Source organism: Enterobacter sp. PL_is511, from assembly GCF_055816065.1.
In genome coordinates this window covers 194,501-207,624 of record NZ_JBVPGP010000019.1, presented here as the reverse complement: position 1 = coordinate 207,624, position 13,124 = coordinate 194,501, and the positions used below count along the sequence as shown (strand labels likewise).

The following is a 13,124-nucleotide window of genomic DNA, read 5'->3' as shown; positions in this document are numbered from 1 at the left end:
CGTTGCGATAATCCACGCTATGCTGCAAGGGTTGTTTCGATTTTCAGGATAATCTATGCATCGTTCAGGTCTGACAGAGCTGGAAGTGGTAATGGCGGTGGTGCGGCGCGGCAGCTTTCGCGCCGCGGCGCAGGAGCTGGGGATGTCCGCCACGGCGGTCAGCAACGCCATCGCCGGACTGGAGAGCCGCCTTGAGACGCGGCTTTTCAACCGCACCACCCGCAGCGTGGCGCTCACCGACGCCGGGCAGCGCTACGTGGCGCGTATCGGCCCGGCCCTGCAGGAGATCCGTCTCGCCGGGGAAGAGATCCACAGCGACACCGGAGAACCCGCCGGCACGCTGCGTCTGAACGTGCCGAACCATATCGGCACCCTGTTTCTGGACCAGCTGCTGATCGACTTTATGATCCGCTACCCGAAGATGCGCGTAGAGACCGTCAGCGAAGCGCGAATGATCGACATCGTCGCGGAAGGCTATGACGCGGGGATCCGCCTTGAGGAGTCTGTGCCGCAGGACATGATCGCCGTGCCGCTGACCGGGGAGATCCGCCAACTGGTCACCGCCACGCCGGACTATTTTGCACGTCACGGCATTCCGCAGACGCCGGACGATCTGCTTTCACATCAGGGGATCGGCATGCGGATGGCCCACGGCGGGATCTACCGCTGGGAGCTGGCGCGTCGGGGTGAAACGTACGCCCTTGCCGTACCGCCGCGTTTTGCGACGTCCGATCTTTTTGCCTCGATCCGCGCCGTGAAAGCGGGGTTAGGGGTGGGATTTTTACCGGAACTGTATATCCGTGAAGAGCTTGAACGTGGAGAACTGATGAGCGTCCTAAACGACTGGGCGCAGCCGTTTGCCGGGCTGCGCCTGTACTACCCCGGCCATCGCCACGTCCCGCCGGGACTGCGGGCGCTGGTGGCGATGGTTCGCGAGCGCGGGATTATTCCAGGTTAGCCTTATTCAGCCCGTAAGCCGCGTCCAGCGCGCCGGGTTCCATGCGGGAGGTGATCCCCAGACGGTTCCAGGCGTTGATCGCCACGATGGCGAAGTTTAGCTCTGAAATCTCCACGTCCGAGAAGTGCTCCGCCACGCTGCGGTAGAGCGCATCGCTCACGCCGTGAACGCCAATCTGGGTCAGCGCTTCGGTGAACGCTAGCGCGGCTTTTTCACGGGCGCTGAACAGCGGGGACTCGCGCCAGGCCGCCAGATGGTACAGGCGCAGCTCGCGCTCGCCGGCGATTTTGGCCTCTTTCGAGTGCATATCCAGGCAGAAGGTGCAGCCGTTCAGCTGCGACACCCGAATGTCGATCAGGTGCTTCAGCGCCGGGTCGATGGAGGTTTTTGCCACCTCCATGCTCAGGGCAGACAGCGCGTTGGCGAGGGCAGGTGTAACTTTATGGTGGTTAACGCGAGTGCTCATTGTCTTTCCTCTTTTTGTGCGGCATGTGTCATGCGATGGGGCAAATCTACGCCGTTCATGACATAGTAAAAAGATACAAAAAGCGTGAAATGAGGTAGGACATGAAGCCGGGCTATCACGAGATTTATTCCCGCTATCGCGACAACATCACGCGCGGCGTGCTGAAGCCGGGCGACAGGGTGCCTGCTATCCGCGTGCTGGCGGAAGAGCTGAAGGTGGCGCGTAAAACCGTCGAAACGGCGTACGCCATTCTGACGGGTGAAGGGTATCTGGTGAGCCAGGGCGCGCGCGGCACGCGGGTTAACCCGGACTTACTGCTGCCGGATAAGACTGCCCCTGCGGAGCAGCCCACCGGGGCGCTTCCGGCCTCGCTCATCAGCCAGCGCGAGCGGGCCGGGTTTCTGCGCCCCGGCATCCCCGCCCTCGACAGCTTCCCGTATAAAAAGTGGCTGCTGCTGGCGGGCCAGGCGACGCGGGCCATGCGTCAGGAGGAGATGCTCAACCCGCCCGTTCTGGGCTGGTATCCGCTGCGCCAGGCCATTGCCAGCTACCTCAACATCTCGCGCGGGCTGTCCTGCAGCGCCGAACAGGTGCTGATCACCAGCGGCTACAGCGGTAGCCTGCGGCTGATCCTCGACACCCTCGCCAGCCGCAGCGACAAGGTGGTGTTTGAAGATCCGGGCTATTTTATGGGCCAGCAGCTGCTCAAGCGGATCGTGCCGCGCCTGCACACGGTGCCTGTCGACCGTTCAGGTATCGATACGGACTACCTGCTGCGTCACCATCGCGACGCCCGTTTTGCCATCGTCACCCCGTCGCACCACAGCCCGCTGGCGGTCACGCTCTCCCTGCCGCGTAAACAGCAGCTGCTTGACTGGGCCAGCCAGAACGAGGCGTGGATTATCGAAGACGATTACGACGGGGAGTTTCACTACACCCGCAAGGTGCTGCCGTCGCTGAAAAGCCTCGACCATCACGACCGGGTGATTTTTATGGGCACCTTCAGCAAAACCATCATGCCGTCGCTGCGCATGGGCTACGTGGTCATGCCCGCCAACACCGTCGGGGCCTTTACCGACTGCGCGGACATCACCACCAGCGGCCAGCCGGTGCTGACGCAAAAGATCCTCACCGCGTTTCTCAACGAAGGGCACTTTTTCCGTCACCTGAAAAAGATGCGCGCGCTGTATCAGACCCGCCGCGACTGGATGATTGCCGCCCTGCGCAAGGTGTATGGCGATCTGTTTTTCACCGAGCAAAACGACGGCGGGATGCATATCGTGGCGTTCCTGACCAAAGGAAGCCGTGACCGGGAAGTGGCGCGCTGCTGGCAGGAACAGCAGCTGCAGGTCAATGCGCTTTCGGAGTGGTATCGCGGTTCCGGGAAGCGCTACGGGCTGGTGATGGGCTATAACAACGTGCGGTCGTACGAAGAGGCGGTGGCGCTGCTGGAAAGGCCGAAGCGGCAGACGTTTGCGCTGTTGCGCTGAACATCGCCGGGTGGAGGCTTCGCCTTACCCGGCCTACGGTTTAAATATCATTGCGGGACAACCCAACGTCCTTGAGCTGCTCGTCGCTCATCTGGCTCAATATGCGGCGGGTACGGTTGATGCGATACCAGTTGCAGATCGTTTTCCCGATCCAGACGAACACAATAAACGGACGTTTTGAACGATTCTCGTAGAATTCCATGATGCTCTCCTCACTGTGTCAGTGGGGTTATCATCCCGGAAATACACCCGTGCAATACAGATGCAAAAACACCTTTTGTTTAACATACAGATCCGCTAAAACAGTATCTGCATGGCAATTTTCGCTGCAATCTGTACTGGTTTTATAATCTGTATGGTGAAAACAAAGGATACAGCATGACACGCTACCAACATCTGGCCAATCTTCTGGCTGAACGCATTGAGCAAGGGCTGTATCGCAGCGGCGAACGTCTGCCGTCGGTGCGCACGCTGAGTCAGGAGCACGGCGTGAGCATCAGCACCATACAGCAGGCCTACCAGATCCTCGAAAACCTCCAGCTGATCACGCCTCAGCCGCGCTCCGGCTATTTTGTCTCACCGCGCAAAGCCCAGCCGCCCGTCCCGGCGATGACGCGCCCGGTGCAGCGCCCCGTGGACGTTACCCAGTGGGATGAGGTGATGATGCTGCTGGACGCCCGCGCCGACAAAGAGATGATCTCCTTTGGCGGCGGTTCGCCGGACATTAACCAGCCGAGCCTGAAGCCCCTGTGGCGCGAGATGAGCCGCATCGCGCAGCATAATCCCGGCGAGATGCTGAGCTATGACGTGCTCGACGGGCGACTGGAGCTGCGTGAGCAGATCGCCCGCCTGATGCTCGACGGCGGCTCCACCGTCTCGGCAAGCGACATTGTCATTACCAACGGCTGCCACGGCGCGCTGTCTATCGCCCTGCTCTCGGTGTGTAAACCGGGGGATATCGTGGCGGTGGAATCGCCGTCGTTTCACGGCACCATGCAGATGCTGCGCGGGTTTGACATCAAGGCGATTGAAATTCCTACCGATCCCGAGACCGGGATCAGCATCGAAGCGTTAGAGCTGGCAATGGAGCAGTGGCCGATCAAGGCGGTGATCCTGGTGCCCAACTGCAATAATCCGCTCGGATTTATCATGCCGGAAGCGCGGAAAAAGCAGGTGCTGGCCCTCGCCCAGCGGCACGATATCGTGATTGTCGAGGATGACATTTACGGCGAGCTGGCGGCGGAGTATCCGCGCCCGCGCACCATTCATTCGATGGATATCGACGGCCGCGTGATCCTCTGCAGCTCGTTTACCAAAACCGTGGCGCCAGGCCTGCGCGTCGGCTGGATTGTGCCGGGACGCTACTACGACCGGGTGATGCACATGAAATACGCCGCGGGCGGGTTTAACGTGCCGGGAACGCAGATGGCGGTGGCGGCGTTTATTCGCGACGGGCATTACCATCGCCACGTGCGCCGTATGCGCCAGATTTATCAGCAGAATATGGAAACCTACACCTGCTGGGTGCGGCAGTATTTTCCGGCAGAGATTTGCGTCACGCGCCCGCAGGGGAGCTTCCTGCTGTGGATTGAGCTGCCGGAGAAGGTCGATATGGTGTGCGTCAGCAAGCAGCTGTGCCGGCTGAAAATCCAGGCCGCGGCCGGGTCGTTGTTTTCCGCCTCCGGGAAGTACCGCAACTGCCTGCGGATCAACGTGGCGCTGCCGCCGACGGACAAAAATCGCGAGGCGCTGAAGAAGCTGGGTGAAGCGATTGTGATTGCGATGGAGGAGGGCTAGTGCGGCCTGATGCCCTCACCCCGACCCTCTCCCACAGGGAGAGGGAGAAAACCGTGCAGCACTACTCGTCGAAGTACCAGTACCCCTGGTTAATCAGCCCGGTGAGCTCCTCGACAAACGCCGGGTTTTTCAGCGCATCGCCCAGCTCGGCCTGGCCCAACTCGGTGTAGCGGCACAGCGCATCCGCCGCCTTCGCGTCTACCGTCTCCAGCTGTTCGCTGTTGATGAAAAAGCTGCCGTTGATGTTCAGCACGCGCAGGCCGCTCAGGCGAGACAGCGTTTCGCCGCCCTGCAGCGCGTCCAGCACCTCTTCCGGCGCGTACGGCGGCTCGGCGGCGGCGATATCCAGCTCGTGGCGCGGCGTGGAGACAAAACTGCCGAACCATTTTGTGAAATCATCTGGCTTGGCGATCATGTCGATCATCATCTGACGAATGCGATCCAGCTCGTACTGCTCCACGCGGCCCGGGTGTTCGCGGCAGGTCAGATCCGGATCGCTGTAGTGCTCACCGCCCAAATCGTTTTCCAGCGCATAATCGGCGAAGCTGCTGATCAGATCGCGACCGTTTGGCCCGCGGAAGCCGACGGAGTAGTTGAGTGCCGTTTCATGGGTAAAACCGTCGTGCGGGAAGCCAGGCGGAATGTAGAGGATATCGCCCGGGGCCAGGTCTTCGTCAATGATCGGCTCGAACGGATCCACGTGCAGCAGCGCCGGATGCGGGCAGAACTGACGCATCGGCAGCTTGTCACCCACGCGCCAGCGGCGGCTGCCCATCCCCTGAATGATAAACACGTCGTACTGATCGATATGCGGACCCACGCCGCCGCCCGGCACGGAGAAGGAGATCATCAGGTCATCCAGACGCCAGTCCGGCAGAACGCGGAACGGACGCACCAGCTCCGCCGCGGGCATATGCCAGTGGTTCACCGCCTGCGCCAGCAGCGACCAGCCGGTTTCGCCCAGATCGTCAAAGTGCTCGAATGGGCCGTTGCTGGCCTGCCATTTGCCGTTGAAATGGCTCACCAGACGGCTATCGACCTCCGGCTCCATCGCCAGCCCCGCCAGCTCGTCCGGGGTAATCGGGTCGACAAAGTTCGGGAAGGCATTTTTCAGCACGACGGGTTGTTTTTGCCAGTATTTCTCAAGAAATTCCGGCCAGTTCAGGTTCAGTTGATACGCCATGGGTAGCACCAGTAAGAGGGGAAACAGGCGCGATTATAGGCAAGAAGGCAGAGGGGGAACTTGTCATGGGTCAAACCCGCACGTGTAGGTCGGGTAAGGCGAAGCCGCCACCCGACACAAACACGCCGCGAAAACTTAATCCAGCTTCAGTTCGTCATAATGGGTAATCAGTTTACCCACGATACCGTAGTCCAGCGCTTCCGCCGGCGACATCCAGAAGTTGCGGTCGGTGTCTTTTTTCACTTTTTCCAGCGGCTGGCCGGTGGCGTCGGCGATCAGCTTGTTCACGCGATCCAGCATGCGGATGATCTCGCGCGCTTCGATCTCAATATCCGTCGCCTGACCGCGCACGCCGCCCAGCGGCTGGTGGATCATAAAGCGGGTATTGGGCAGCGAGTAGCGGTGCTCTTTTTTCGCGGCCAGGAAGATGGTGATCCCGGCGCTCGCCACCCAGCCGGTGCCGATGACGTGGACTTCCGGGCGGATGAATTTGATGAAGTCGTGGATGGTGTCGCCCGCTTCCACGTGACCGCCCTGGCTGTTGATGTACAGCTTGATCGGATCGTTGCTGACGCTTTGCAGCAGGATCATCTGGGTGATCACTTTCTGCGCCAGCTCCTGGTTGATCTCACCGGAAATCACAATCGAACGAGACTCCAGCAGTTTTTGCTGCAGAGCGCCCGCGCCGTTTGACCCTTCCGCTTTTTCCTTGTCGCTTTCTTTCAGTGTGTAGTGCATTGTTATGTCCTCAGCATTTAGCGCTCAAAACCAGAGTGTAGCCTGTTTTACCGATCAAAGTCCTCACCGGCAAATTACGAGGGAGCCCATGCACATTGCCCATGTTGCACGCGTTTCGTTCCTTCACCGCCCCCGCCCGGATCGCTATACTTCATATGATTATCATATTGTTAAATGATAATTATATTTAATGTGTTAAGATGAAAGTCAGCATAAACAGTCCCTTACGTCACTCCTGGGGCTGTTTGCATCCTCGACATGTAAAACAGCACCGGGGCGGTGAATGGAACACATTGTGTATGTGGTTGATGACGATGACGCAGTCAGACAGTCCGTGATCGGGCTGCTGGAATCCGCAGACTTAAACGCCATCGGCTTTTCATCGGCAGAAGCGTTTCTTCAGCACCGCTTTGAAGAGCTCCCTTCGTGTGTGGTCCTCGATATGCAGATGCCCACCATCTCGGGTTTTGAGGTGGCAGATGCCCTCAAGGACAGCGGGCGTGAGATCCCGATTATTTTTCTCACCGGCCACGGCACCATCCCGATGTCGGTGCGCGCCATTAAAGGCGGCGCTTACGAATTTCTTACCAAACCCGTCGAATCCACCGCGCTTATCGACGCCATTGAGTCCGCGCTGCAGCTGGCGGAAAACAACGCCGAGCGCAATAAAGAGCACTACGCCCTGAAGCAGCGCCATCTCTCCCTCACGCCGCGCGAACACGAGGTGCTCACGCTGGCGATAAGCGGCATGCTGAACAAGCAAATTGCCGCCGAGCTGGGCGTCAGCGAGATCACGGTGAAAGTGCACCGCCGCCGCGTAATGGAGAAAATGCAGGTGCGCTCCGTGGCAGAGCTGGTCAGGGCCGTTGAGCGCCTGACCAAAAGCCAGCCTGCGGAGTAACATTTACCCTTCCTGTACCGCCAGCGGCAGCGCAAAGGCAAACACCGTGCCGTACGGCTCCCGGCGGCGCGCGCTCAGCTTCCCGCAGTGGCGCTCAATGATGCTGGCGCTGATGGTCAGCCCCATCCCCATCCCCTGCGCTTTGGTGGAGTAGAACGAGTCAAAGATCTGCTCCAGCCGCTCGGGCTCAATGCCGCTCCCGGTATCGGCGATCTCAACGATCGCTTTCCCGTCCGCGTTGCTGGTGCTGAGGGTGATGGTGCAGGCCCGATCCTTCACCTCGGCCATCGCCTCAACGGCGTTCATCACCAGGTTAAGCAGCACCTGCTGGATCTGCACGCTATCGCCGGTGATAAAGCTGTCCTGCGCCTTCAACAGGTAATCAACGCTAATGTGTCGCTGCTCCAGCTCGCTGCGGGAGAGCGCGATGATATGGTGGATCAGATAGTGCAGATCGATGCGCGAGAAGGTGGGATCCTGCTTGCGGGTCAGGGACTGGATGCTGCGAATGATCTCCCCCGCCCGCGCGCCTTCCGCGGCGATCTCTTCCAGCCCTTCCCGCACTTTATCCAGCCGGGCCGGCTCCCGGCTGAGCCAGCGCAGGCTCGCTCCGGCGTTAGAGACGATCGACATCAGCGGCTGGTTGATCTCGTGGGCGATGGAGGAGGTCAGCTGCCCGACGGTGGTGGCGCGGGACACCCTCGCCAGATCCGCCTGCGCCACCCGCATGGCATCCTCCGCGGCGCGCTGGCTGGTGATATCGGTGATGATGCCGTAATACTCGTTCACCTCGCTGCCCACGCCCACCGGATCGCCAATCCCGAGGATATAGCGCGTTGAACCGTCGGTACGCTTGACCCGAAACTCCGCGCGCATGGAGAGCCCTTCGCGCACGCTCTGCGTGACGATGGCGCTGATGCGGGCGTAATCGTCTTCATGAACGAAGGTCAAAAACTCCGCCATGGAGATCATCTTTTGCTGCTCGGGCAGGCCGAGGATGCGGGCGTACTCCTCCGAGACAAACATCAGATCCTGCTCCAGCTCCCAGCGCCAACTGCCGGTGTGGCTGATCTGCTCGCCCAGCATCAGCGAGGTCTGGCTGGCGCGCAGCTCTTTTTCCACCCGACGGCGCTGGATGTTCTCCCCCAGCAGCTCGGCGTACAGCCGCGCCGTCTCCAGGGACACCGCAGCCTGCGCCCCCAGCAGGCTCACCACGCGAGAATGCTCGGCGGTGAAAACCTCCGGCATCAGGCGGTTTTCCAGGTAGAGCACGCCTACCAGCCGCGCCTGTTTGAACATCGGGACGCACATGACGGCCGCCCCCGAGGTCACCAGATAGGGATCCTGACTGAAGGGGTGAAACTCCTCCGGCTTACCGGTGCGAATCTCCTGCCCGGTACGGATCACCGCCGCCAGCACCGACAGGGGCATGTCGGTCGCCGTCGGCACGTCTTTCAGGATCCGCACCCGCACGCCTTCGGTGCTGGTCCAGGCGCTGGCCTCGATCTCCGGGATCAGGCTATCGCTCACGCGAAGCAGCAGGCCGCGCTGCGCCCCGGCGCGTTCGAGGAGGATCGTCATCAGGTTTTCGATTAAGCGCTCGAGGTTGATCTCTTCCGACAGCGCGCGGGAGGCTTTGATGACGCTCTGCAGATCGCGGATGGTCTCGTTCTGGGCGAACGCCACCGTGTCATAGGCGCTGGTCTGCCCGGAGGCCAGCAGGTGCGGGAAATCCTGCTCCAGCTGGCGCACCTTGGCCTGCGCGCCCGCCCGGCCCCAGGCGGCAATTGCGCCACGGAAGTGTGCGTCAGAGGCGGTTGGATAGCCGCAGGCCAGCGCAAAGCGGCCCGCCAGCTCGTGGGCCAGGGCATTAATCGGATTAAACCCGCCCTCGCGGGAGAGCCGGACCGCCTTCTCATACTGCTCAAGCGCGATGCTGTTCATCCCGTCCAGACGCACGATTTCGGCGTAGATCAGCGCCTCTTTATCCGCGAAGGTGCCGGGATTAATGCGCGCCCAGAGGGCGATTTTGTCATAGTGGGCGTGAATGCTGCGGCGGTGGTTCGCCGAGAAGGTCTCCGGCGTCAGCTGACGGGAAAGCGCCAGGGCGCTGTAAAGATGGTAATCCAGCAGATGGATGTGCCCCGGCGCAGACCACGCGTACCACCCCGCCATCTCGAGATCCGCCTGCGCGTCGGCATACTCGCCGCAGGTAAAGTGCGCCATGCCGCGGTAGAGCCAGTACCAGAACAGCATGATGGAGGTCTGCTCCGGCGCCTGCTCCGGCGACGCGGGCAGCAATGCCTCCGGCAGCACCTGCGATGCGGTCCAGGTGCCGATAACCGGCGTGCGCAGGAACTCAACGTAGCCGCGCTGGACCATCAAAATGGTCTCCACGTCCTGGAAGTGGGTTTTACGCACGAACGCCAGGCCGCGATCGATGCTGGTCAGCACCCCGTCCAGATGATCGCCCCGGGAGAGGAAGTTAATGACCTGGTGGCAGGCCGCAAAGCAGGCCATCGTCATATCCCCGTGGGTCACCGCCGAGGTAAAGCAGGCCTTCGCGCACTCGATGGTAAACGATAAAGGCTGGGTCCAGACGCGGAGCTGGTCAAGCGGCAGCAGGGTTTTGGCTTCGAACGCGTCGTAGCCGTGGCGATTGACCAGCTCGCGGGCCAGCGTGCCGTATTGAAAGCCGAGGCGATACTCGGCGTAGCGGTGGCCCATCAGCACGCCAAACCAGGCCATCGCCGTGGTGGAGGCGCCGGTAATACCGTGGTCGAGCGTCAGGTGCATCATGCGGCAAAGCAGTAAAAAGTGCAGGCGCGGACAGATGAAGCTGGCGCAAATGCTGGCGCTGTAGAGCAGGTTCATCACCGCTTCGGTTTCCGGGTTATCCATCCGCGAGAGCGGGGCAAACAGGGTTTGCGGCGCGTCGCCCGCGCGGTTACAGAAGTGTTCCCAGGCCTCGTCGCAGTCGGCATCTTCCGGATAGCGGCCGATCTGAATACCAAATACCCCCAGCCAGCAGAGCGCCGCCTCCAGCGCCAGACGGCTATCCGACTGGCGAATGTACACTTCCACCAGCAGATTGGCCGCCAGCGCCTTTTCGGTCAGCCCGCCGGGGCAGCCGAGAATGGCGTCACACAGCTCGCGGGTGCGCTCCAGGTGCCCCAGCGCAAACTCGCAGCCCGCCTCTTCGATATCGAGCATAAAGTCTGACACCGTCCCGGCGTTGCCCAGCGCTCGGGCAGTCTGGATATAGCTCAGCGCCGAGAGATAATCCCCCGAGCGTTTCGCGCGTCGCGCGGCCAGCAGGCTCAGCTCGCGGAACATCTGGCGCTGCGGGGCGGGCTGGATGCTGTCCAGCGCGGCCGTGACGTGATGTACGGCGCGAAACAGCAGCTCGTTCCCCGCCGCCTGCCGCGCGGCGTCGGCCAGCAGGCTGGCTGTGGTCAGATGAAGATGGCTTTTCTCATGCCGATCCAGCAGCGCAAAGGCGGCCTCCTGCACCCGGTCGTGGGTGAAGGAGTACGCTTTCTCCGTCAGCACGATCAGCTGCGCCATGACCGCCGGATGCAGCGCGTAGCGCATTTCCGCCATCGATATACCAACCACGCGGCAGATCATCTCCATTTCGCCCGTGCCGCCGAGGCAGGCAAGGCTGCCCAGCAGGCGACGCGTCTCGTCGGGCAACTCTTCCAGCTTCTCCAGCACCAGGGTGACGACGTTTTCGGTGTAATGCCGGGCGCGGATCGCCTGCAGATCGTAGTGCCACTTGTCCTGATATTTGTTGTGTACCACCAGCCCGTCATCGACGATGCGGCGGAAAAATTCGTGTACAAAGAGCGGGTTGCCCCCGGTCTTTTCATGGATCAGCATGGCGAGGTCGGTCGTCGCCGTGCTGCGGGTGCGAAATACCGTCCCCAGCCAGCGGGAGACGGCTTTGACCGACAGCGCCTGCGGGACAATTTCGCTCGCGTGCTGTGCCGCCTCCGGCAGGCTCGCCAGCTGCTGTTGCAGCGTGGGTTCGGACAGCGAACCGATATCGCGGTGAGCGACCACCACCAGCAGCGGGATCGCGCCGCAGTTCACCAGCAGATAGTTGAGCGTATGCAGGCTGGCGGCGTCGCTCCACTGGAGATCGTCGAGCACCAGCACCAGCGGGCAGCCCTGCGAGGCAAAGGTTTTCACCAGCGCCAGCACCATATGGCTGAAGCGCGCCCGGGCATCAATGGAAAACGTATCCGCCGGGAAGCGCGGCTTGCGCTCAAGCAGCAGGCCCAGCTCGGGCACGAGGCTCACGGCCAGCGCCTCGTGTCCTTCCAGGGCGCGAAAAAGGCGGATTTTCCACTTCGCCACCTCGTCAGCCGGCAGGCCCAGCAGGTGCAGGGTCAGGGGGCGGAATGCGGAGCTTAATACGCCGTAGGGCAATGACGGTGAAAACTGATCCACTTTGCCCACCGCCAGCAGCACCGTACGCTGCTGGAGCGTTTTTAACGCCGTCGCAATGATGGAGGATTTGCCGATCCCCGACGGCCCGCCGATGGTCACCAGCTCCGGCACGCGGTTCTGCCCCACCCGCTCAAACGCGGCAATGACGTCATTCGCCTGCGGATGCGTCGCGAACAGCGAGTCCGCCAGAAGAATAGCCGGGGTGCGGTCCTGCTGGCCGGGGGTAAAGGCAACGATCTCGCCCTCACCGGTCAACGTCGCCTGGCAGCGGCGGAGGTCGGCAATCAGCCCGTCAACCGTCTGGTAGCGGTTATCCGGGTGCTTTTCCAGCAGCTTGAGGATGATGGTCGACAGCATTCCCGGCACGTCAGGGCGTATCGCATCCGGGGCCAGCGGCGCCGAGGCAATATGGTAGTGCGCCCAGTTGGTCCGATCGTCCTCCCCCAGTTCAAACGGCAGGCGTCCGGTCAGCAGTTCATACATCACCACGCCGAGGCTGTAGAGATCGCTGCGACCATCGACGGGGCGCTGGGTGCGGGAGGTGTGCTCCGGGGACATATACGCCGGCGTGCCGCCTGAAACGGCAAGCCGGGTCTGCGCGAAAGCGCCGGAGAGGCTGCATGAAAGGCCAAAGCTGCCCAGACGGCAGGTGGCATCGTGATGAACAAAAATATTGCCGGGCTTGATATCGCCGTGGATCAGGTTTTGCAGATGCATCTGGCGCAGAGGAACGCAGATCTGGATCGCCAGCTCGATAAAGCGCGCGATCCCCGAGATCGCCCTGCCCGCGCGCCGCGCCAGCAGCTCAAACGAAAACGGGGCGTACACCAGCGCGAAGCGTCCCCGGTACTGGGTGGACGCGACGGCGCGAATGGCCCAGCTGTCCTGCAGCGCGTCACGCAGCGCAAACTCGTTTTTCAGCAGCCGGGTGGCCCGCTCTTCCTCTTCGTCGCTGACCGCGGTGGCGATAATGAACGAGCCGCCGGAATGAGGATGTCGCGCATGCATCCAGGCGATTCCGCCCTCCTGCGCCAGCACGGTAAAAATCACATCCTCTTTAAGGACAAAAACCCGCCCCTGGTGAAGGTTCCCCTGGGCGGGCCAGAATGCAGGCTGCTCGTGTTCGTTCATCCGCG

At 61.6% G+C, this 13,124-nt stretch carries 9 protein-coding genes; 4 read left to right on the top strand and 5 right to left on the bottom strand.

Features of this window, described 5'->3' with window-relative positions; genetic code table 11:
* Window positions 1–55 precede the first annotated feature (55 nt).
* Window positions 56–958: a LysR family transcriptional regulator gene (locus AC0TN7_RS07295; RefSeq protein ID WP_048992906.1), complete on the top strand. Its 903-nt coding sequence runs from the start codon at window positions 56–58 to the stop codon at window positions 956–958.
* On the opposite strand, the gene AC0TN7_RS07290 is transcribed toward AC0TN7_RS07295, so the two are convergent.
* Window positions 945–1,424: a carboxymuconolactone decarboxylase family protein gene (locus AC0TN7_RS07290; protein ID WP_024909883.1), complete on the bottom strand. Its 480-nt coding sequence runs from the start codon at window positions 1,422–1,424 to the stop codon at window positions 945–947. The genes AC0TN7_RS07295 and AC0TN7_RS07290 overlap by 14 nt on opposite strands.
* 101 nt (window positions 1,425–1,525) lie before the next feature.
* Here AC0TN7_RS07290 and pdxR point away from each other — a divergent pair, with 101 nt between their 5' ends.
* Window positions 1,526–2,914 carry a MocR-like pyridoxine biosynthesis transcription factor PdxR gene (gene pdxR / locus AC0TN7_RS07285; RefSeq protein WP_473701979.1) on the top strand — a complete coding sequence of 463 codons (1,389 nt, stop codon included), beginning with the start codon at window positions 1,526–1,528 and terminating at the stop codon, window positions 2,912–2,914.
* 40 nt (window positions 2,915–2,954) lie between these two features.
* Here pdxR and AC0TN7_RS07280 read toward each other — a convergent pair whose 3' ends face one another.
* A complete protein-coding gene (locus tag AC0TN7_RS07280; RefSeq protein ID WP_032645487.1) occupies window positions 2,955–3,116 on the bottom strand; it encodes a DUF1127 domain-containing protein in 162 nt (53 codons plus the stop codon).
* Window positions 3,117–3,292: 176 nt separating this feature from the next.
* Between AC0TN7_RS07280 and AC0TN7_RS07275 the strand changes: the two genes are divergently transcribed.
* On the top strand, window positions 3,293–4,711 hold the full coding sequence (locus AC0TN7_RS07275; protein WP_024909502.1) for an aminotransferase-like domain-containing protein: 1,419 nt from the start codon (window positions 3,293–3,295) through the stop codon (window positions 4,709–4,711).
* 61 nt (window positions 4,712–4,772) lie between these two features.
* Here AC0TN7_RS07275 and AC0TN7_RS07270 read toward each other — a convergent pair whose 3' ends face one another.
* Window positions 4,773–5,894: a ribosomal protein uL16 3-hydroxylase gene (locus AC0TN7_RS07270; RefSeq protein ID WP_063622639.1), complete on the bottom strand. Its 1,122-nt coding sequence runs from the start codon at window positions 5,892–5,894 to the stop codon at window positions 4,773–4,775.
* A gap of 135 nt (window positions 5,895–6,029) precedes the next feature.
* Window positions 6,030–6,632, bottom strand: a complete 603-nt coding sequence (locus AC0TN7_RS07265) for an ATP-dependent Clp protease proteolytic subunit (RefSeq protein WP_024909504.1) — start codon at window positions 6,630–6,632, stop codon at window positions 6,030–6,032.
* 283 nt (window positions 6,633–6,915) lie between these two features.
* Between AC0TN7_RS07265 and AC0TN7_RS07260 the strand changes: the two genes are divergently transcribed.
* Complete coding sequence (locus AC0TN7_RS07260; RefSeq protein ID WP_048028672.1) at window positions 6,916–7,533, top strand: response regulator transcription factor; 618 nt, start codon at window positions 6,916–6,918, stop codon at window positions 7,531–7,533.
* Between the two features lie 3 nt (window positions 7,534–7,536).
* Here the strand turns inward: AC0TN7_RS07260 and AC0TN7_RS07255 are convergent, their stop codons facing one another.
* Entirely contained in the window at window positions 7,537–13,119 is a 5,583-nt protein-coding gene (locus AC0TN7_RS07255) for a trifunctional serine/threonine-protein kinase/ATP-binding protein/sensor histidine kinase (protein WP_473701978.1), read from the bottom strand.
* Window positions 13,120–13,124: the final 5 nt, after the last annotated feature.

What these genes read in the sequence shown, in the direction of transcription:
- AC0TN7_RS07295 (WP_048992906.1), top strand. Translation starts at nt 56, where the DNA reads ATGCATCGTTCAGGTCTGACAGAGCTGGAAGTGGTAATGGCGGTGGTG.
- AC0TN7_RS07290 (WP_024909883.1), bottom strand. Translation starts at nt 1,424, where the DNA reads ATGAGCACTCGCGTTAACCACCATAAAGTTACACCTGCCCTCGCCAAC.
- pdxR (WP_473701979.1), top strand. Translation starts at nt 1,526, where the DNA reads ATGAAGCCGGGCTATCACGAGATTTATTCCCGCTATCGCGACAACATC.
- AC0TN7_RS07280 (WP_032645487.1), bottom strand. Translation starts at nt 3,116, where the DNA reads ATGGAATTCTACGAGAATCGTTCAAAACGTCCGTTTATTGTGTTCGTC.
- AC0TN7_RS07275 (WP_024909502.1), top strand. Translation starts at nt 3,293, where the DNA reads ATGACACGCTACCAACATCTGGCCAATCTTCTGGCTGAACGCATTGAG.
- AC0TN7_RS07270 (WP_063622639.1), bottom strand. Translation starts at nt 5,894, where the DNA reads ATGGCGTATCAACTGAACCTGAACTGGCCGGAATTTCTTGAGAAATAC.
- AC0TN7_RS07265 (WP_024909504.1), bottom strand. Translation starts at nt 6,632, where the DNA reads ATGCACTACACACTGAAAGAAAGCGACAAGGAAAAAGCGGAAGGGTCA.
- AC0TN7_RS07260 (WP_048028672.1), top strand. Translation starts at nt 6,916, where the DNA reads ATGGAACACATTGTGTATGTGGTTGATGACGATGACGCAGTCAGACAG.
- AC0TN7_RS07255 (WP_473701978.1), bottom strand. Translation starts at nt 13,119, where the DNA reads ATGAACGAACACGAGCAGCCTGCATTCTGGCCCGCCCAGGGGAACCTT.